The 21,194-nt window shown below is 36.8% G+C and carries 21 protein-coding genes and 1 pseudogene; 13 read left to right on the top strand and 9 right to left on the bottom strand.

Translation table 11 applies throughout. From position 1 onward, the window contains the following. The first annotated feature begins 454 nt into the window (after positions 1-454). Positions 455-1,807 carry a site-specific integrase gene (locus BUB52_RS08055; RefSeq protein WP_009121079.1) on the top strand — a complete coding sequence of 451 codons (1,353 nt, stop codon included), beginning with the start codon at positions 455-457 and terminating at the stop codon, positions 1,805-1,807. A 78-nt stretch (positions 1,808-1,885) separates the two neighbouring features. Further along, a complete protein-coding gene (locus tag BUB52_RS08050; protein WP_009121080.1) occupies positions 1,886-3,385 on the top strand; it encodes a hypothetical protein in 1,500 nt (499 codons plus the stop codon). A gap of 59 nt (positions 3,386-3,444) precedes the next feature. Here the strand turns inward: BUB52_RS08050 and BUB52_RS08045 are convergent, their stop codons facing one another. From BUB52_RS08045 to BUB52_RS08035, 3 genes are all read right to left on the bottom strand, one after another. Continuing rightward, positions 3,445-4,311, bottom strand: coding sequence for a PD-(D/E)XK nuclease family transposase (locus tag BUB52_RS08045; protein ID WP_009121081.1), 867 nt, complete (start codon positions 4,309-4,311; stop codon positions 3,445-3,447). 178 nt (positions 4,312-4,489) lie between these two features. Then, positions 4,490-5,188, bottom strand: coding sequence for a DUF2290 domain-containing protein (locus BUB52_RS08040; RefSeq protein ID WP_009121082.1), 699 nt, complete (start codon positions 5,186-5,188; stop codon positions 4,490-4,492). Then, entirely contained in the window at positions 5,185-7,251 is a 2,067-nt protein-coding gene (locus BUB52_RS08035) for a DEAD/DEAH box helicase (protein WP_009121083.1), read from the bottom strand. The genes BUB52_RS08040 and BUB52_RS08035 overlap by 4 nt, the downstream gene beginning before the upstream one ends. Positions 7,252-7,896: 645 nt before the next feature. Between BUB52_RS08035 and BUB52_RS15765 the strand changes: the two genes are divergently transcribed. The 9 genes from BUB52_RS15765 to BUB52_RS07990 all read left to right on the top strand — a co-directional run bounded on the left by BUB52_RS15765 (position 7,897) and on the right by BUB52_RS07990 (position 14,270). After that, on the top strand, positions 7,897-8,061 hold the full coding sequence (locus BUB52_RS15765; protein WP_004292428.1) for a hypothetical protein: 165 nt from the start codon (positions 7,897-7,899) through the stop codon (positions 8,059-8,061). Positions 8,062-8,248: 187 nt separating this feature from the next. Further along, positions 8,249-9,292, top strand: coding sequence for a DUF3871 family protein (locus tag BUB52_RS08025; RefSeq protein WP_009121086.1), 1,044 nt, complete (start codon positions 8,249-8,251; stop codon positions 9,290-9,292). A gap of 96 nt (positions 9,293-9,388) precedes the next feature. After that, positions 9,389-9,895 (top strand): hypothetical protein, encoded by a 507-nt coding sequence (locus tag BUB52_RS08020; RefSeq protein WP_009121087.1) that lies wholly within the window; start codon positions 9,389-9,391, stop codon positions 9,893-9,895. Between the two features lie 12 nt (positions 9,896-9,907). Continuing rightward, positions 9,908-10,189: a hypothetical protein gene (locus BUB52_RS08015; RefSeq protein WP_009121088.1), complete on the top strand. Its 282-nt coding sequence runs from the start codon at positions 9,908-9,910 to the stop codon at positions 10,187-10,189. A 106-nt stretch (positions 10,190-10,295) separates the two neighbouring features. Continuing rightward, positions 10,296-11,909, top strand: a complete 1,614-nt coding sequence (locus BUB52_RS08010; RefSeq protein WP_009121089.1) for a hypothetical protein — start codon at positions 10,296-10,298, stop codon at positions 11,907-11,909. Then, positions 11,878-12,849, top strand: coding sequence for a zinc-binding metallopeptidase family protein (locus BUB52_RS08005; RefSeq protein ID WP_009121090.1), 972 nt, complete (start codon positions 11,878-11,880; stop codon positions 12,847-12,849). Before BUB52_RS08010 ends, BUB52_RS08005 begins: the two co-directional genes overlap by 32 nt. Continuing rightward, the gene (locus tag BUB52_RS08000; RefSeq protein WP_009121091.1) at positions 12,836-13,180 is read left to right on the top strand and encodes a hypothetical protein; all 345 of its coding nucleotides are present in this window, start codon (positions 12,836-12,838) and stop codon (positions 13,178-13,180) included. Before BUB52_RS08005 ends, BUB52_RS08000 begins: the two co-directional genes overlap by 14 nt. Positions 13,181-13,348: 168 nt before the next feature. Then, positions 13,349-14,032, top strand: coding sequence for a recombinase family protein (locus BUB52_RS07995; RefSeq protein WP_009121092.1), 684 nt, complete (start codon positions 13,349-13,351; stop codon positions 14,030-14,032). 4 nt (positions 14,033-14,036) lie between these two features. Beyond that, positions 14,037-14,270, top strand: coding sequence for a hypothetical protein (locus BUB52_RS07990; RefSeq protein WP_009121093.1), 234 nt, complete (start codon positions 14,037-14,039; stop codon positions 14,268-14,270). A 752-nt stretch (positions 14,271-15,022) separates the two neighbouring features. Here the strand turns inward: BUB52_RS07990 and BUB52_RS07985 are convergent. From BUB52_RS07985 to BUB52_RS15980, 6 genes and pseudogenes are all read right to left on the bottom strand, one after another. Next, positions 15,023-15,487: an FEKKY domain-containing protein gene (locus BUB52_RS07985; protein WP_009121096.1), complete on the bottom strand. Its 465-nt coding sequence runs from the start codon at positions 15,485-15,487 to the stop codon at positions 15,023-15,025. A 230-nt stretch (positions 15,488-15,717) separates the two neighbouring features. Further along, positions 15,718-16,077 carry a TIGR04076 family protein gene (locus BUB52_RS07980; RefSeq protein WP_009121097.1) on the bottom strand — a complete coding sequence of 120 codons (360 nt, stop codon included), beginning with the start codon at positions 16,075-16,077 and terminating at the stop codon, positions 15,718-15,720. A gap of 177 nt (positions 16,078-16,254) precedes the next feature. Next, positions 16,255-16,449, bottom strand: a pseudogene (locus BUB52_RS15870) (MobV family relaxase); the annotation flags it as partial. A gap of 53 nt (positions 16,450-16,502) precedes the next feature. Then, positions 16,503-17,132 carry a hypothetical protein gene (locus tag BUB52_RS15595; protein WP_009121099.1) on the bottom strand — a complete coding sequence of 210 codons (630 nt, stop codon included), beginning with the start codon at positions 17,130-17,132 and terminating at the stop codon, positions 16,503-16,505. A gap of 387 nt (positions 17,133-17,519) precedes the next feature. Then, on the bottom strand, positions 17,520-18,527 hold the full coding sequence (locus BUB52_RS07975; RefSeq protein ID WP_009121101.1) for a beta propeller repeat protein: 1,008 nt from the start codon (positions 18,525-18,527) through the stop codon (positions 17,520-17,522). Positions 18,528-18,614: 87 nt separating this feature from the next. Continuing rightward, entirely contained in the window at positions 18,615-20,156 is a 1,542-nt protein-coding gene (locus BUB52_RS15980) for a hypothetical protein (RefSeq protein ID WP_009121102.1), read from the bottom strand. 262 nt (positions 20,157-20,418) lie between these two features. Between BUB52_RS15980 and BUB52_RS07965 the strand changes: the two genes are divergently transcribed. Together BUB52_RS07965 and BUB52_RS07960 are read left to right on the top strand one after the other, a co-directional pair. Next, a complete protein-coding gene (locus BUB52_RS07965) occupies positions 20,419-20,760 on the top strand; it encodes a hypothetical protein (protein ID WP_009121103.1) in 342 nt (113 codons plus the stop codon). Beyond that, positions 20,757-21,191 carry a hypothetical protein gene (locus BUB52_RS07960; RefSeq protein ID WP_009121104.1) on the top strand — a complete coding sequence of 145 codons (435 nt, stop codon included), beginning with the start codon at positions 20,757-20,759 and terminating at the stop codon, positions 21,189-21,191. Before BUB52_RS07965 ends, BUB52_RS07960 begins: the two co-directional genes overlap by 4 nt. Positions 21,192-21,194 lie beyond the last annotated feature (3 nt).

The following is a 21,194-nucleotide window of genomic DNA, read 5'->3' as shown; positions in this document are numbered from 1 at the left end:
GTGGGAGTAAAACGACTTTCAAAAAGTCCCACGGATAAGCCACGTGAGAACTGCCTGAAACCGCTGTTTTTTGCCTAAGCGTGGAAAAAGAAAAAGCTCTGAAATTCAAGAATTTCAGAGCTTTGCTTTAATTTGCTATTTGCTTTCGCGGTGCGTACGGGAGTCTCTGAATGATATTGTCTGATTTTTAAAGAAGCCACAAAATCTTAATAATCAACATTATAATAAAATCTCATCAACTTCATAACTTCAACCAATATTATATATTCTCGTAAATCGGGGGAGTAGTTAAAGGGTGTTACTCCCCCAAATTAGTCTTCGTATCTTCGCTCTTGAAATTAAGTGGATAGAATAAGGGAAAGTAGTTTGTACTATCATGTATATTCATGTAATGTCAGCCTATTTTCCCTTTAAAATCTTCTCTTTAGATTCGCGATAAAATTAAGTAAAACGTATGAAAAAGACAAATTTTAGCACAAGAGCCTATGTAATGAAGAACGGGCAGGTAATGATCCGGGTAAGATGGAACAGCAAGAAGAATGAGGTCGGTTTTTCCGTCGGTTATACTATTGATCCTTTAAAATGGGATAGTGACAAACAGTTGGTAAAAAGTAATACGACCCATAAAATTGGTGGAAAGATTGTCTATGCCCGCGAGATTAACAATGCAATCCGTAGTTTTCTGGTTTGTATCGAGGAAGTGTTTGCCAAATATGACCTTCATTCCAAAACACCAACGACAACTGACCTGAAAGAGCTGGTGAATGAGAAATTGGGTAGGATAAAACAAGAAACGGTGAATGAAGATAAAGTGAAAACGTTGAAAGATATATTTTCCGAATTCTTGCTGCTTCGGCCACAAGAAGGTAATTGGGGTAATAAGATCCATGAGAAATATGACCAGATGTGGACTCAGTTAAGCAGTTGTGACCCCAATATCACACTTGAAACTCTAGATCAGGCAAAAGTTCAGGAGCTTGTCGTGTGGTATATAAAGAATGACTATTGTAACCGTACCATACAGAAACAAATCAGGATATTGAAATCATTCCTACGGTGGGTTTCAAGGCATGGATATACAATAAATTCCGGTGTATTAGAATTCAAACTCAGGCTGAAAGTAATTCCCCGAACCGTTACTTTTCTAAAATATAAGGAATTGATGCACTTCTTCCATTTTGAATTTCCCAAAGAGAAAGAATACCTATCAAAAGCAAGGGATATGTTCTGCTTCATGGCTTTCACTTCTTTACGATATTCAGACTTGGCCGCACTTAGACCGGTCAATATTGTAGATGGCTGCTTGGATTTCTGTACCGAAAAGACCGATGATAAATTACATATCGCTTTGAATGAACACGCACAGCGGATCATTGATAAATACTCTTGGTACAAAGGCGATACCATATTTCCGGTTCCAAGTAATCAGAAATTAAATGACTACTTGAAAGAAGCAGCCAAACTTGCCGGACTGGATCGTGAAATATCTCAAGTTTATTTCAAGGGTAATACCAGGCATGAGGATACTTATAAGTTTTGGGAACAAATCAGTTGTCATGATGCAAGAAGAACTTTTGTATGTTGTTCCTTGGCTCTTGGTATTCCGGCTAGCGTAGTAATGAGCTGTACTGGCCATTCGGATTATGCTACTATGAAACCTTACATCGAGGTTGCTGACGAGACACAGAAAATACAAATTGAAAAGTGGAACACACACCAATACAAGTCGGGAATCATAGAAAGTATGGAAAAAATGAACTCGGCACAGCTAAAACAACTTTTTGAGTATGTAAAGAGTATTACATAATATATTTTTTTATATATTTAAGGCAGCATTTGAAAAAATCGGGCGCTGTCTTTATGTTTAACTCAAAAAAATGTCATTATGGATAAAGTTATAGCAGAATCTATAAAAGATAATCAAGATTTTAAAATTCTATCCCAAATATATGATGATATAGAAACCGGTAAAGTGCCGATAAGAATAGAGAAATACCAGCTGACTCAAAATATTTATAAATGGAAAGACCAGGAATGCTCCATCAAAGAAATCATTGACATACTGTATTTAAAAAGTTGGATGAAAAAAGGAAAAGGGAAATATATATTAGAAAATGTGAAGATTGGAGAAAACCTATATAGCATATGTGGAGATAAATATTTTATAGAAGATGATATTGTCCCTATATTTGAGGATGTCCTTAACGATAAAATCCAATTGAACGAGGAAGAGAATATAGAATATCGGTTTCATCTTTTCCTTGTATCCATGCCTGCAAGTATTGTAAGAGCACTCACACTTACAATGACCAATAAAGAAAATATTAGGCAGCAAAAAATACAAAGAAGTTTCCATTACGCAACTGATGAGGAACAAAAAAAGATTGCATTGTCATTTTGGATTCTTTGGAACAAGAACATATCAATACCCGAACTACTAAGTTGTTGTTTCCCATCGTTATTCTCGCCGGAGGAGATACAAATTATCCAGAACAAATACATGGAATTTGAGAAAAAAGAGGACTTTACCATTTGGTTTGATCAGAACTATGATGCCATTCTACAAGATTATATCAATAAGGAGTTCCAAGGCAGCAGTTTAAGATTCAATGAATATATAAGGAATGAATTGGAAAGAAGCGGTATATGTCCACTTGATAGAAAACCGACAGAAGAATATGAATGGAAAGTCGCGGCAAATGTTGTTAAAAAATTCCACAACGAGTATCAAAAATGGGAACAGCAAATTATGGGGGATGGTTATATGGACATCCATCCGATTTTTGAATATGAGTACAGAAAGCCTATTTTCTTCCTGCAATATTATTGTTTTCATAAAAGGAACTGGGAGATTTTTTTTGATATGATGAATGGTGACAAATTGAGTATGGACGAATATAACCATATACTCAGCCGGATGAAAGAAGAAGGTCTAAATAAATATGTCCAGAAAAAATATAATGAATACAAAAGAATAACAAGTGCCGTAAAAGATATAGTATTTGTCAAAGAGCTTAACATAAATGAAGTTAGCCAATCGTTGTCAAGATACTATAGGAGAAAAAAGGACGGAAAAATTGATTATAAATTTGACCGTCAGTATTTATTGGATATTATTGAGGATATAATTTCTGAATTACATTCTGGTTTGGATGTGGCCGGATTTATTTACATATTATGGAGAACCCACTTCTTTGACCACGCCTACTTTGATGATAAATTCACTTCATTTCGAGATAAAATGACTGAAATATTCCAACTTAGTGATATTCCTAGTATTAAAGAATATACAGAAAAGAAGCCCAAGACAAAAGATAAAGCTTATAAATTATGGGATCAATGGGACGTTTTTCAAAGAATGATTGACAAGACAGCACTGGACTAATTTCTCTTCAATAAAATAAAAGGAGGAATATTTTTACATATTCCTCCTGAGCTGAGTTATTATAGTCTTTCGATCTCTTCTTTGGTCAATCCGGTTGCTCCGATAATCAACTCTATTGAAGTTCCAGATGATTTTAAATAACGGGCTACTTCTATGGCTTTCCTCTTCTCTCCTTCTGCTCTTCCTTCTTCACGCTCGGTATTGATATTATCACGAAGGATTACAATATTATCCAAGTGGCGGTAATAGGCAGCAAGCTCATCCTTGGTCATACTATCCAGTTTCAGCCTTTCACGAGCCTCTTCAAGACCGGGAGCTGTGGCAGTGGAAGGTATCTCTCCAGTGTTAAGATAATAAATCCATTCTTCCAAGGGACTTTTCGCTACCTGATTGAAACCGTTTACTTTCAAGATATAATATTCAGGATATAGCTGACTTACCGTATCCACCTTGAATGTTTGCTTCTGAAATGGAGTGAGTTCAAGGAGATCGTTGGTGTGGATACCTCTGAATTCCGTCTTTCCATGATAAACAAAATCAGTTCCATGTCCCAGAGAGAAGTAGACTATATTGACGCTATAGACTTTACGCACCTTGTCATAGCTTTCTCCCCTATTGATATACTCAGTTACTAATTTGGAAGTACCGAACAACATACGCTGGAAATAGGCATACTCATTATTGTTCTGCACCTCTATCAGTACCAGCTCACCCTTGGAGTTCTCGGCAAGCATATCGACACGGTTATACTTGTCATACTCATCCTCCTGATTGCTTTCACTTTCTAGGAGTCGCTGGATAATAATCTTCTCACCCAATAACGTAGTGAGCAGACCTTCAAGGACACTGAAGTTTGCCTTGTTCCTGAGCAGACGTTTCATCGCCCAGTCAAAACGGATTATCTGATTCTTATTGTTGCTATTCATAATTGTCTAATATATTGGTTACTACAAAGGTAATAAAAACACCTTGAAATACCAAAGAGTGAGATAATTTTCAGAATGTAAAGCTAAAGAAATATCAATTAAGAATATAAGTACCAATTGAATTAATAATCCTATTTTATAAGTCCATGTTAAAATTACACATTTACTGTGTAAGATATTATATAACGTACAATTCTCTTTGTTCACTCATTTGCCATAACTCTTCAGGGATATTCTTACACATTTTCTTGAACTGAAATATATGTTCGTCTATAATACTTTCATTTATAGCAATTTCCCAGCGTGCAATATAAACATGCTTAATAACAAACAAAACAAAAGACAATGGAGTTAATATAATAGCACTAGGTAATCGAAAAGTATTATTTAACCCTATGTGAATATGCGCGTATGAATGTAAATTAGGCCTATAACCTTTACGGTCTACATCATATCGAATATACATAGCTCCTACATTTATTTTTTGCTCATCTCTCCTTTGTTCATAGTCTTCTGCATAATCTACTTTCATCTCCTCCAACACTTGTTCGTCAGTAGGAATATCTTCCTCATCGAATAATTCTAATAGGAAATCCGTAAAGGAAAAATAAGTTGATTGCGATTGAATAAAAGCATAACGGAGCTTATCTCCCTCCTTACTAAATTGAAAAATAGAATCATCATCTAACAATAGCTCATAATCATTATTGTCTATTGCTGTTTGATGAATTTTCTTTAAATCACCTAATTTTGCAATATCTAATGATGTAGAAGAGTATGCGCCTATTCCAATTTCCTTCCTACGTTTTAAGAATTTCATTTTTTTCAAAATAAGCGCAGCATCTTTAATTGATATATTAAAAGTAGCCTCGTTCATTTTTTTCTTTGAATAAATTGCATAATATCCTCGACACTCAACCCACTATTAACAAGAATATCTATTTTAGACTGCACATCTAATAGCAAATTTTGTTGAACCTTACTTCCGCTTTCAATGGTCTTGGTAGTTTCTTTACTTGGTTGAGTAAAAACTAATTTGAAATCATTTTCTTCTAATTTGTTCAGTTCTTCAAGGCAGTATTTTATTTTTTCTCCTCCGGTTATTGTCACCCACCCCTTAGTTCGTGTAATAGCAGTGAATAGTTTATTTCTCAATATAACATTATCTCGATTTATAAAAACAGTATCAGCACCTATAATATAAACCATTCCAGCCTCATTACCTTTTGCTTTATTTATAGTGGATAAAGTGACGTTATTTTCATAAAAAAAGTGCTTATTAGCATTTGGAGCATCAACAAGGTTGAATGTAGATATTCCATTTCTTATTAGCATTCTAGACAATAGACTATAATAAGCATTAATGTTCCGATTATCAAGACAAATAACACAAATATCGTCAGGCCTCAATTTTTCATCTTGAATATCTTGTGTTATACATTGCGTTACAAATTTACACTCTGAAGCATAATCACTGAAAGAGCTTACTTTTATAGTATATATTCCTAATTCTTGATTCATTATATTAGGTGTATGCTCTATAGGACGAGATATTACCATTTGATCGCCAACATCCGAGTGACCTGACTCAACTTTAAATCCTAATAATTCCCAATGATTATTATCCTCTAAACGTTGTAAAACTTTTGAATTGTAGATGCCTAGCCCTAAAGAAAAAGCAGCAATCAATGCTGTTCTTGGGTTTCTATAGCATGTATGTAACACAATATCTTGAAGAGGGTTATTGTTTTTAGAAAAGTCAACTAAATAATCCCCTTTTTGATCTTTTCCAAAGGTGTTTTTCTCATCTTGCAAATTTATATCAAATATGTTTTGAAAATCGTCATATGCCCAAACAATTCTTTTTTCCTTTGAAAGAGCATAACATAATTGATAAAAATGATCAGGAAAATCCTGTCCTTCATCAATCAAGGTTAAATCATATTTGGGAGCTATCTTACCAGTTCCCAAAATGGATTTGCAAACATAATCAAATGGATTTGAAGAGAACTGCCTAGCGATATTGTATGTAATAGGCTCAATACCATTTTCCATACATGCAGTTGAATATACTCCTCCTAGCTCAACACCTCCCCAACCATGAAGTATATGAATCTTCTTCCAATTGGGTTCTCTATTATCTGCAAAATCACGATAAAAACGTTCTATCAAATTCTTTATTAAACCAAATAGAGATTTTGTGTAATATGTATATAAGATATCCTCATTAGGATGAGCCATATGATATAAGGCAGCTTTCATCGTTAATATTATTGTTTTTCCTGACCCTGCCAACCCTCTTATTCTTTGAGGCCCATCAATGGTTACTAAAGCGACTTTTTTTTGCTCTAAATCAAAAGCAGCCTCCTTATTTTGAATTCTATTAAGTACATCTGCTTTCAACTTTGATTCATTATCAAGGGAAATTTTACGTTCTTTTTTGGTAGTTAAACGTGAGGTTCCATCAATGCAACTCAATAAAATATTAAATTCCTCATCGGTTAATGCTGCATCTTTATTTGCTTCTATAGCTTTTTTCAAACAAGGTAAAGAAACATATTTTCTATCATCAATTATTTCATCTTTTTCTGAGATAATCAGGAGGGTAACATTAAATTTTAGTTCTCTACGTCCTTTTCTTAATTCACTACGTTTGTTTAAACGATTAATAATACTAACATCTAAATCATCCAAATAAATTTCTTCTTCTTTTGTTAAATATCTATTTGATTCTAAGCATTTAAAATACAAGATACCATATTGTGGAGACGCCAACAATAATTGCGCTTGTATTAAATCTTCCGGCAATTCTCCACGATATAATGGGAAATTATAATAAAGTACAGCAGAGCTATCTAAAGTAAATTCTTTTAGTTTCTCACAAACTCGATATGTTACAACATCTTGTTTTAGTTTAATTTCATCCGCTATTATATTCATAACTTGTTATTTTAAAGTATGCATGCAAATATAGGCAATATCTATTGCATAGATTCAATAGTTGATATTTATTTTATTCAATACTAACCCATAACTCTTCTTAATTGATTATTGCAGCTTTTTCTTTTATTAAAACAGTAACCATTAGTCGTTACAGAATAATAATGCATGTGCTTCGATAAATATAGTTATAAGAAGATTATCTATACCAACGAAAATATAGCATATGAAATCATTAAGCAAATTTTCTTTTCAAATCCCCTCAAACTCTTATATATGATGAAATAGCTTGGAGTATAATACAGCACCATTAAGATAAGGTGCGTAGCTTCAAGCATTAATGATAAAAACAATTACTGGGTCACGCTTATTTTCAGACGATGGATAAGATGGCGATTCGATGATGCGTAGCAATTTCAGTATGTGGACAAGACATAAAGTTCCCCACGAAAGAATGTATGCCGCATGATAGGCCAAGTAAATGCGAGGAGCTATTTATAACGGTTCAACTATCACAACCAGTCGAAAGATTGGTTTATTTTTTTCTTCTCCCCTTCCTTGATTTCCCCTCAAAGCCTTATATATGAGAAATATGTATATAAGAGAATAGAAATAATAACTAACAATTTAAAACAACTAAGAGACATGGGAAATTTAATTAAAGGATTGAAGGTCGCAGCTTATGTGGCCGAGATTATCGTGGCAGGTTCCGTAGTAATCGAGCTTGCGGAGAAGTATAGTGGCAAATTCGGGAAAAAGAAGATTGCCACGGGTGAAGTCAAGGCCGTTGATGCTGCGACTGAAAACTGATAGTACGTCTGATGAATGGATTATGACAAGAAAGCAGACGTAATAATAACGGTATTGGAGGTAGCAACTTCAATACTCAAAGGGATAAAGAAGCTAAGAGGTATATTCATAAAAGCAAAGAAATAACACCTCTTGGCTTTTTGTTTTTTCATCGCATTTTATTAACCGACTAAAAAATAACAAGAGTATGGAAACAATGACTAATGAACTTACTGTCATTCCAGGAACAATCGGAATGATGGACGGAATGGGTATGCTTAAACCTGAATTTATCGAAGACGCAGTAATCGTATCGGAAGAGGAACAGGAGGAGCATCCCAATTTTATTGAGAGTAACACTTCGGGTATTACGCTTGAAGAACTTGAAAGGAACTGTATCGTACCCAGCTTCAGTGACAACCAGCTAACAATCAGCCACCAGACATTCATACACCGGATCGAGGATGCTGCAAGGAGCTATTTTACAGGTGAGAACCTTGGAAACACAGAGATCAGAGTTTCACATAAAATCCTGGGCAGAGTGCCAAGTGCATTGACCAAAAGGAAAGAGGAGCTTAAACCTGAGGACGAGACCATCTATTATCAACGTATGGCTTTCTGCTTTCATATCAGAACAATGAGCAGAATGATGAACGGAGAGGAAGTACATCTTTGCATAGGTGGGGTACGTAGTTTAAACGAGGAGAATCTATACAACCGAAAATCACCTGAGAAATTCAAGATATTCATAGGTTGGCGTGTGCGTGTATGTTCAAATCTAATGCTGACCAATGACGGACTGACCGGACGGCTGGAAGTGATGAGTGACACTGATATTTACAATTCGGCGCTACGGTTATTCCAGGACTTCAACCCGGAACACAATTTGAGACTACTTGAGAACTTAGGAAGAACAAAGATTTCACAAGAACAGTTCTGTCAGATTATAGGCAGACTGAGATTGTACCAAGTCTTGCCTGTATCACAACTTAGAGAACTGCCAAAGGTGATTTTAGGTGACTCAAATATCAATGCGGCAACCAAAAACTACGTGGATAATCCTAATTTCGGGTTACGTGGAAGAGAAAACATATCGTGCTGGGATTTGATGCAGCTTCTTAATGATGCGGCTAAACAATCCTATATTGATAAATTCTTGGAGAGGAATCAGAACTGCACAGATTTTGCGGTTGGTATCCAGAAAGCCTTGAACGGTGAGGATACGGAGAATTATGGCTGGTTTTTGAGTTAGACCGGAAAATAAATTAACTCACAAGGGAGAAAGATCTGAAATAACAAACATGGTCTTTCTCCCTTTTTTTGTTGAACCCTTTTAAAAATAAATAACATGAGCAGATTGGATATACTTAAAGCCTCCCTGGAAAAGAAGCAGGCTAAATTTAATAGAAAACTGAATGAGTACTTTTCCGATGTGAAGAGTGCCAACGGACAACCCCTTAACGACAAGAGAAACGGATATTCAACGATGAAGCGTTGGGACAGGCAGAATGACACCCTTTCCAAAATACAGAAAGAGATTGAAAAGACTCAGACAGCGATTGAACGGGAAGAAAGCAGAATAAGATGTATTGACCGCAACAGAAGTTCAATGCCCGAAGAAATTCAAACGCTTATCAATGACGGTACTTTAAAACAATGGGGCAGATATCCCCATATCATGTTTGTGGAAGGTGTGGATAAAGCACGTATCATATGGGATGACAGGAAGAAAGTGGTGATGCACAAGTTTGTAAGCTCCATTACCGATACAGAGCAGAGAAGGAAGTTTGCCCGGGTGTATAACTTACTCAATGCGTCAATAAATGAAGAGACAGGAAAACAAGGAAAAAAATAGCAGAAAGACATTATGGAAAGACAAGAATTGGAAAACAGCAGGGAATTCAAGGCTGCAAAAGAACTTGAACATGCCCTGAACGATTATGGGTGGAATGAGAGAAGGTTCGCTATTGCAGTCACTACATTCCACAAGACCCTGCAACAGACTTTATTCAGAAGTATGGTTGAAGTAATAAGAATCATGGGAAGCGAGGATTATGGATATGACCTGAGGAACAAGGCTTCCCATAAGATATGTAAGAAGATAGTGGAATCGGGAGTTCTGGAAGAGGATACGATACCATTCATCTGAAAAGGTTGAAACATACCAAAATTTGATATTCTGAGGAGGGATATTTCCGATAAAAAGGAAGTATCCCTCCTTTTTTATTTACCGACAATTTAAAATTCAGAAGATTATGTTATACTATGATTTTTACGGTTACGAAGGATTCAAGGCCCTTTTCGGACTTGAAAAAAGAGAGAATGGTACAGTGGTAAGAAAGAACAGGATACTGCTGAGCCATCTGAAAAATCCTGCATTGCTCAGATATTGCAGGGAACATGATGATTATGCCTTGTTACATATATATGATATGGCTGACCTACAGAAAAAAGTAATGGATGCTGTCATTGAATCAGGAAAAGGTGATGAAAAGCTACCTTATAGGGTGGAGCTGATAGGAAAGACATATTACTCCTCCCAATATCAAACTGACGAAAGCAAGGGTGTATGTGAGGATCTGGATAAAAGTTCAGTCCGCTATATAAATGTTGAACGTAACAGGGTCTTCAAGAAAAGAGCCGGAAAATTCATGAGAGGGCTTATCCTTGAGACAGAGATAGGAAAACTGCTCTCTCCAAGTGTAGTGAACTGGATTTCGGGAGACGTTTTCACTCAAAACTGGTGGACTTATACACATGGGAAATCACCTGATATGGAATTGCATGTGAATAAGGAGTTCTGGAAAATCTATGACAGCAACTGTTGTAAAGGGAATTTCGGTTCATGCATGGTGGATGAGAACAGGACTTCGTTCTATCGTGATTCGGTAAAAGCCAAGGCGGCTTACATAACAGACAAAACAGGATTGATTGTAGCCAGATCCATTCTTTTTACTGACGTTACGGATCAGGATGGCAATAAATGGAGATTGCTTGAAAGGCAATACTCCTCAGGAGGTGATGATGTATTGAAACGGTTACTGATTGACAAACTCATTCAAGGTGATTACATAGACGGTTATAAAATCGTGGGTGCATCCTGTCATGAAGCTAACGCATTTGTAGATATTCATGGGAACTCATTATCCGACAAGAAGTTTGAGATTGACTGTGATCTGGAACTGGAAGACACGCTTTCTTATCAGGATTCCTTCAAATGGTATAGTTATAACCTGAATAAAGCCTATAACTACGAGAACTCACACTATTCATATAACCTTGACACCACAGACCTGAACTTATATGGTGACACTGACGATGATGAAGATGACGGGGAATGGGACGATTACCACCAGTATCATTGTTCAGAAACAATCTGTTGCTACCGGAATGGAATAGAGATTTGGGTGGATTCAGAGAACCTGGATGATTTTATATGGATAGAATCAGCACAGGAATACCACCATGAAAACGATTGTGCCTGCTGTGACGAATGTGGAACACATATCCTGTTGGATGATGCCATGTGTTCGAAAGTGACGGAGGAATATTATTGCTGCAAGGAATGTATGGAGAAAGCGGAGAATGAGTTCAAGCGGAAGAACTGGCACTATTCAGAATATGATGATGAATGGTATGAGGATTACACCGATATAACCTACATCCATGTCTGGAATGAACAAGAATGCTCCTATCAGGATAAAAGCATCAATGTGGATACATTATGCAGGTTATTAAAAAATGAGGAAGCATGGGAATTTGGCGAGGATATATTTGACAAAGTAAATCCAAGTACCAACCTTCCATACGGCTATAAACTTAAAAAAGAGATAAATCATGAATATACAATTATTGAAGAGGCTGTATAGTATCTACAGCCCTAGTGGAAAGGAACAGAAGATGGTGAAGTTCCTCTGTTCCTATATAAGACAGCTTCCCGGAAACATATCCGTGTCAAAGGATAAATTCGGAAACTTATATATAGTAAAAGGAAATTCGGAAATTTATCCTTGCCTGGTGAGCCATATCGACCAGGTTTCACACTGCAAGCATTCAAAGGATTTTAAGGCAGTGGAGACAAGGGAAATCATATTCGGTTATTCGCCAAAGAACAGGAGGTTTGAGAATTTGGGAGCCGATGATAAAAATGGAGTGTTCATCTGCCTTGAATGCCTAAAGAAATATGATGCTGTTAAAGTCGTGTTTTTCAGAGAGGAAGAGACTGGCTGCAAGGGAAGTTCTGAGGCGGTGATGTCTTTCTTCGATGATGTAAGGTTCGTTATCCAGCCTGACAGAAAGGGTGATTCGGATCTGATTACAAACATAGGTTATTCCGAGTTGTGTTCAGAAAGGTTCATTGAAGCGATAGAACCTGAGAAATGGGGTTACATGGAAGAGAACGGATTGATGACTGATGTTCTAGCCTTGAAAGAGAAAGGATTGGAAGTGTCTTGTATCAACGTATCATGTGGTTATTACAATGCCCACACCGATGAGGAGATTACAGTGAAGAAAGACCTGATGAAGTGTCTGAGATTTATAGAACATATCATAGAGGACTGTACAGACACTTATCCCCATACACAAAGTGATTCATATTTCAGTCCCTATGAGTTCGAGGATGAGGTTTACGATATGCTGAACAATGACCCGACTTTAACTCCCGAAGATCTTTATGACATGTATTCCACCAATTTCCCACATTTCGGATTGGAGGATTACAGAAAGATATATGAAGATTATCGGATGTTCTGGGTTGAGGATGAAGAAGATAGGAACTTAAAAACTTTGGATTATGGAAAGAGATAAGAACTACGATTTGGAACTGGCCAAGTATATCTGGTCAATCCTGAAATCCAATCTCCCGATTCTAATGTCTTGGGGAGTTGAGATTGAAACAGTAAAAGTGATAAAGTATGGTCTTGAATTCAGAGTCAACGGATTCAAACATACCGGAAAAGTTCAGATAGTTTTGAATGAGGGTGCTGACCTGTTTGAAGTCTGTCTGATTGCTGAAGATGGAGAAATCAGGGATAAGAGAGAGGGCATCTACTTTGACATGCTTGTTTCTGTGGTAGATGAACTTGTGGAGAAAACCAATGACTATGAGAAGAGGGTTTCTGATACATATAATATATAAGGTATCGGCGATTCTCTGAAAAATCGGGAAATATGATAACGGGCTTTCTGTGGGAGAGTAGAATTTATAAGAACTCGAAATCTCATGGAAAGCCTTTTTTATAAATCAGCTTAAAGGTTATTGAACGGACATTCAGTAACCGAGAAGGACGTTAAATAAGTGTTAATTATGAAACAGAAAAATTATGTAGCTTACTTACGACAATCCACAGTGAAACAGGAAGTATCAGGATTAGGCGTAGAGGCACAAAGAGAAATTATACAGAATTACCTGAAGGATAGAAAAACGATTGCTGAATATATTGAAACGGAAAGCGGAAGAAAATCCAACAGACCTAAACTTACTGAAGCTTTGGAATTATGCAGGAAAACAAATTCTGTCCTGATTGTAGCAAAACTGGATAGATTAAGTAGAAATGTCGCTTTCACCAGTAAATTGTTGGAGAGCGATGTCGAGATAGTATTTTGTGATTTTCCTGAGGCCAATAAACTTGTACTACATATCATCAGCAGTATAGCGGAATATGAGGCGGGATTGATCAGCCAAAGAACGAAACAATCCCTGAAAGCCAAGAAATCAAGGGGATATAAGCTGGGGAAATCTGAGAACCTATTGAATAAATTGAATCAAGCAGTAGAGAACAGTAACAAGACCAATCATCAGAAAGCTCTTGATAACCCCAATAACAAGAGAGCCATAGCATTGTTGAAAAACTTAGTAAGAGAAGATAGAAGTTTGTCTGAAATGGCTAGAATCCTGAATAGTGAAGGATTTGTTACAGCTATGGGGAAGGAATTCAGAGCTTCGCAGGTGAGTATATTATTGAAAAGGTATAACTTAAAAGAGGATTGAATTTATGGAACCAAGGTATGTATTGATTTTGGATTTTTGTGTCGGCTGTCTGAATATCATAAGGCTGACAGATGAAGAATTAAGGGAATCGGAGAATTACGAGGCCTTTGAATCCTTCTTATCTACAATCGAGGGAAAATATGGATTCAAACTAAATAATTGCCAGTGGATGACTACTGAAAATTTAGACATCTATTGCTATCAGAACGGAGAAGAGACAGAACCCAATCTGTTATAATCAAATTAAGAAGGGAAACTGAGGTAATACTTGGTTTCTCTTTTTTCTTTCTTCGGGGTTGGTCGGAGATGATGGTAGCAGAAGAGAATATAATCAGGTTAAGTGTTTTTCTATCTGTCATCCACCATATTCTTAACCGGATGAATAATATCGGCATAGTTTTATATTTTTTTGCCGACAATCATCTCATCCGATCTGCAAATGGTGGGATAAGACAAAATGACTGGAGAACTTTTATCATTCCGGCCGTTGACTGCTATTTATGATGTTGTTGGTGGAATAGTAAGGTATCATCCAATCTTCTTTTTGTTGGCGGCTGATTGTTGTTTCCGGTTGATTATAATAGGAAATATGGGGGAGTATTTTTCTTATCCCTAAAAGACAAAGAGATTATAGTTTGGATGATTGGTTCTGTGATTGGATTTTATTTCTTTCCCTACCTCAAAGGGGAAAGGAGGGGAAATGGGGGAAAAGAGGGTGAAAAAGGCTGTTTTTTATAACTTTCTCAATTTTATCCATTCAAAAATCAGTAAAAAAATAGGTTTTAGAGGTTCCGCTTTCCCCTTTCCCCCCTTCTCTCTCTTGAGGACGGGAAGAAACAAATAACTACTGAATCATAATTTAATCCGGAAACAGAAAATCAAATATAACTGAATGCTTTGATTCGCCGTTTTATAATTACCACTTTTAAAAATTGGAAGTGAACAACAAGGCTAGAAGTGGATTATTAAACTTATTTTTAACCGGTGATGTTAGTTGCAATTTGTAAAAATTTCACAAGTGTCTAACCTCTCGTTTAATCCTATTATTCCCTTTGGTGCTTCAAATCTCCAGCTATATCCGTATTTCTTATCAAGATAGTCGAAAATTATTTGATTTCTTTTGACTTTGTGGAAATAATCTAAGATTGTTATTCGCTGTGATTTATCTTGTAAACTTTCTTTTGTGTACCATGATGCTTTAAGTCCGTATTTATCCCAAAAATTGTCTTTCAGAACATTGCTTTCTTCTTCTTTTGAAAGGATTAGGCTTAATTGTGGTATCTGAATGCTAAGGTCTGACAATATAACCTTTAAATCTATGTTATCATTAATGAGAATTAAGGTATCTACACGTTCAAGGCCAATACAAGAGAATGTTAGATGATATTTCCCCTCTCGTAGGCTATCTATTTTGAAGTACCCTTCTGTATCTGTCAGCCAACCACGTTCAGGCATTTCTTTAATTTGAATATAAGTACCAGCACTCTATTGGGATTTTGTTGTTTGATTAGGAACTATATATTCTTCTACAAATGCTCTTCCCGTTATGGAAAAATAGTTTTTTTGCACAAATCCACTTAGCGGGAAATATAAGAGGCTCAATAGAATAATTTTTTTCATGGATAATTCGATTATGATGTGCAAAGGTCAGAATCCCCCAGCGAAAACCCCGCCGGAGGCTTTCTTTATTCTTGATTGTTCTCTTTTATAGGTGTATAATTTAAGGAGGATTCTTCATCTGTAGCCTCCAACTTAAAGATTACGGGTCGCAAACCATCATTACAGCTGCATATAGCTACACCCGGTTTCTTTATCCAGTCTCCAAAATAGAAAGTTTCCTTTGAAGCACCATGAGCCAAAGCAAATACATACTGATAAATTGCCTTCCATGCTTCATCACAAAAACCTTTTGGCTTTGCATAATCGGCATAAAATACCTGACTTTCTTTCAACATAGGACATTTTGTCAACCCCTCTATTCCATATTCCTTTGCCAAATCTTCAATAATAGTTTTCCTTAATACGGTTATTTTTACTTTTTTCATTACATCAATAATTAAAATTGTTATAGTTCTGTATTCACGTGTATTTTTCCGAAAGTTTTTTGCTCGTCACGCACTCGGCATAGTTCCCAATGTACTATTATTTACAAATATACACAAAAAGTGTCATTCATAAGACATCATGAACGGTGCTTTTTGTTTTTCAGCGCAATAAGTCGATTACAATTTCATTCCTCTACTTTTCCTTTGCGGTTGTATAGGTCGGCGTATGTTCTGCCTTAACTTCTCGAATTCTTCCTTGAACTATTCAGCAATGGGCTTTCGGGCAATTAAAAGAACTAATCTCATCCTGTCCATAGGGCTTTTCAGCACTTGAAACCCTGCCTTTTTAATCGTGAGTTTTCGTCTGTGTTCCTTCCCCCACATGCTTCAGCTGTTCGCCTTTCATCGAAATCGATAAGAAGGTATCAAGACCGGAGAAGAGACTGAGTTTGTACTTGATGTATAGTTAATAGTTGACCAATTATCATTCCCAAGTTGGTTGAAGAGATTTCCCAACTGGTATCTCCCCAGTTTCCATAAGTGATACCAAATACTGAATTTCCGGTAACAAGTTTACGTTGAGATGTAACTGTAAAACTTTTACTTTCACCTGTAGCGCTGAAAGATGCTGATGTAGGACTAAGACTGATACTATATTCATAATAAGTACTTTCTGTTGCAGCTGATTGAGTAATTGTGGCTTCAGGAGAATTTACACTGCTGTATGTACCTCTCACTTGAACACTCCTAGAACTTCCAGAATTAGATGTAGCAGTAACAACAGCCCCAGAAATTGAGAAACCGGAAACAGGGGATACTATAGAGAAACTTGTTACGTTCTGATTCCCTGAATCTAAAGGCTGTGTACTCCCCGAGCTCCAAGTTCTAGTACCAGTTCTACGTGCTGTACCTGATAGTGTTGAAGTACCACCAGCCGCACTGATTGTTGTAGGATTAGGAGTACATGTTACAACCCAAGTATTCCATGCATCTGAATAAGAGTTTTCTGCTTGACTAACATTAGCGCTAGATGCTGAACTAGATTTACCATTCATCGTAATAGTTAATGAAACAACAGCTACAGTAGTTTGATTAGATGGTGTAGTACCCTTTGAACCTTGTGCTGCTAAACCACTTGAAGAATTTACTGTTGCTGTTCCCGAGGTTCTGTTAAATGATGGAGTTCCGCCGGATGTTAACGTTGTTGTTTTTCCAGATACCCAATGAACTGCTTAGTTCTTTTATTTGTGAATTATGTTAGCAGGCTGTTATATACTGTACGCTGCTTTCATGATACATCCATAGTAGTTTTTGTATATCCGATACCATCATCCATTTATTGTTCATCATCCTTAGACATTTTCCTGTTCGATAAAGAAACAATAAAAAAAGCCGGAACTTAGTCCGGCTGATTTAAAGAGGTTTAATAGAGTGCTGAGAGATTATTGAACAGAAATAATCCCATAAAGCGTTCCGGATATTCCAATATCTACTTTAGACCAATTGGCTCCGTCTACAGATATATAAGTGGTTCCTGCTTCACCTATTGCTGCAAATTTCCCATTGCCATAGGTGACACTATAAAGTTCCTTCTGCAACTTCCATCCTATAGTCCAATTTATTGCATCAGTGGAATAAGCGATTGCTTTATAATCATCATAACTACCAACTGCAACATACTTCCCATTTCCGTAACAAACACTTTTTGCAAAGAAATCAAGATTATTTGATTTCTTGCTCCAAGAGTTGCCATCAGTTGATGTATATGTACTATTATGAGACAGTGATATAAATTCTCCATTTAAAAAAGCTATGGGTGGAGTCCCTGCTGAAATACCATTATCAGAATATCTCCACGTAATCCCATCAGAGGAAGTCAGAACGTCTCCGTCTGCATATATACTTGTGACAAACTTTCCATTCCCATAAGCTACATTATAATGACTGTCATTATATGGATAAGACTCTTCTGACTTATTCCAATTTATTCCATCGGTACTATATATCCTCTTCGCCGCATCCGATGTAAAATTTCTAGTTTCTCCAACCGCTACAAATTTTCCATTTCCATAAGCAACACTATTTAATCTGTATATTTTCAAGTTACCAATATTTCCTTTATTCCAATTGACTCCGTCAGTTGAGTAAGCGGTATCTCCATCACTTCCAACTGCTACATATTTTCCATTACCATATGTGATACAATTCCATGTCCCACTTCCTATATTTGCCATATTATTATCTCCTACAATTATAAATTCATTATTCCAGTTAATTATCCCATCTGTCGATATTGGCTCTTGTGGCTCTTCCGGTTCAACAGGAGTTTCAGGCTCCTCAGGCTGTTCCGTAGGTGGAACAACAGGTTCATCCGAAATAACAGGTTCATCCTTCTCACAGGATGCAAACACACAAAGACACAATGCCATAAAAAATAATCTGATTTTCATGATTTTACTTTTAATTTCTACATTTTTGATGTAAAAATACTAATCATAATATTATTTACTATAAGCTACAAGTTAAAATAAGTAAAATCAGATTTCTATCCTTTCAATATAACCGTTTCTTCCACAGACGATAAATCCTGTCAATCCTCTTTCCTGGCTGCATGTGAAAAGGATAGTGCTTCCGGATTCTTCCTGGGTAAACATATCGTATTCCGTTCTCTCATTCCCAGTATTCCTACCGACATCAAACATCACATATTCGGGTATTCCGCTTCTGTCTATGGAGTTGAAGTTATCTCCCGAATGCCATCCTACGGAAAATCCTACTGTTTCCGTTTCTCCCGAATCTTTTCCGTTGATGATTTTCTTTTTCAGGGAAGATACGTTGACCCTTTGCGTTCCACCTATGGCCGGAACAGACATGGAATCGGTATCTATGGAGAAGACATATTCCCATGTGATTACACCTGCTTCCTGATACACCACCACTTCATTCCTGCCTTCTTCATGGGATGCGGTAACGACAACGCTTCTTTCCTCTCCTGTATTCTCTACCGCTGTCAGTATGTTTTCCGATAACGACCAGCCGTTACTATGTGCGGGTATACTGAAAAAAGGTGTTCCGGAATCGTCTATGTCTTCCTTACTGCCTGAGTCCCATTCCCTGATACCTTTCCTTTCTGCTGTTCCCGATAATAAGGATGTACCGCCTCTTGCACCTATTCTTACAGGGTCGGCCGATATGTTGACAGTCCAATTCTCCCAAGAATCAGAATAAGAGTTAGCAGCCTGATAAACATTGGCGCTACCAGAAGTACCAGTCTTACCGTTTAAAGTTACTGATAAAGTTACAGTGGCTACAACGGTCCGACTTGAAGCAGTTGTTCCTTTAGAAGGTGCTGTAGTAGATCCTGTAGAAGAATTTGTTGTGCCCGTCCCAGAATTAGATGCCTTAGTAAAAGTCAGTGAACCTCCAGAAGTAACATTTGTGGTTTTTCCTGATACCCAACGAACAACCTGATTATAAGAATAAGTAGGATTAGCGGCTGTTTTTCCAGATGCAGGAATATTTGAATTGTAAGCCAAAGAAACTGTTGGATTATCATAAGAACTGATAGAATCTGCATTTTGTTTATGAGTTGCAGTAGCTGTTTTCTTAGGATCAGAGCCAAAAGATTCAGATTGAGTCCATGTAATAGTACCGCTCGGCTGTGTTGATCCAGTATTTGCTCTATAACTAATAGTATCACTCGCGGCGGTCCAAGTACCAGATCCACTATTAGAACTAGTATACCCTACATTTGTTTGTGATCCCTCTACATAGATACGATTTCCTGCATTACTATAACTATATTGTCTCTTATACGAGGTCACTGTGAATTTCTGTGATCCTCCCGCCGCGGATATAGTTGTTGTAGTTGGAGTTACAGAGAAAGTATATTCCCAATCAAGACGTTCTATATGATCTTGGGGAACAAGCTGATCGGTTGCATAGGTATAACCTTTTTTTATATACAAACCAGCTGATTCAATTTGGCTTCTTGTAGGACACATTGTAGTATCTCCAGTGAAAGAGCCTGCCTTTAATGTATTACAGAAAGCCTTTGTTGCTATTAATAAGTCTGCCATAATTAAATTGGTTTAATGATTCAATAAAAAATAAAACAAAGAAAATCTCTATCTTTTTCTTGATAAATTTTTCTTTGTTCAGATATAAGGATTTCCGCCGTTTTCTTCCGCGTTTTGTTATGGTAAATCAAAGGACAAAACAACGAATGTTAATCAAAGCTTGAATAAAATTAAATACAACATGAGTTTGTCTTCTCCAAACTGCGTTTTTGCCATTTTCACAGCCTCACTGCCTAATATCTGAAATATAAATCGAATTTTTATGTTCACTGACTTTATAAACAGAATATTAGGAGCTGAGCCAAGATCATCAGTTTCTAATCGCTTGGAAAATGATGCTGTGCCAAGTGTTATCGTGACAAAAGACAGCACCAAACCTATCCCTGAAAAGTATAAGAAAGACGTAGCATTGCTCCAGCGCAAGTATGGGGATGCTTTTAAAACCGGATTCTGTATTAATCTTACACTTCAGGAGGCTTTATCAGTCATGCCGAGAGATCGTAAGAGAGTAGATTCTTATGCAGGACTAATATCTTATCTAAAAAAAGAACAGGGAATTACACTAACAATCACATCACAAAAAACTAAACCTAAATCATTATGAAGAACTATTTTATAGCAAACGGAGAAGTGCTCAATACAAATATGAGCATTAAAGAAATGGAATCGCGGGTGCAGGAATCATTGGACGAATACACCTCTGGAATGGCGCAATTTAGAATAAAGGAGATCAGCGAGAAAGAGGTCAGAATGTTCTTTGTCAGGGACTTCGACTATGATCCCGACGCACCAATCATTTTTGATGCGGACATGGCCTTGATAACCGGGGTGGGAATAGGAGCATTCCAGCTACAGGCTGTCGGTGGATATCCAATGATACATCCACTAAAATTTGCCGGGAAGAACTTCTATACTGATATCACAAGCTTCATCAGGTTCTATAAATTCCAGCTGTTTGAAGAGACGGGACAGACAGTGGAACATATCGGAATCAGATGCTATTCGGATCGAATCTTAATGCAGATAATATTCTAAAGC

This window comes from Bacteroides clarus YIT 12056 (assembly GCF_900129655.1).
GTDB classification, from domain to species: Bacteria; Bacteroidota; Bacteroidia; order Bacteroidales; family Bacteroidaceae; genus Bacteroides; species Bacteroides clarus.
Note: the sequence above shows the minus strand (reverse complement) of the source record. Positions and strands in the feature narration are given on the sequence as shown.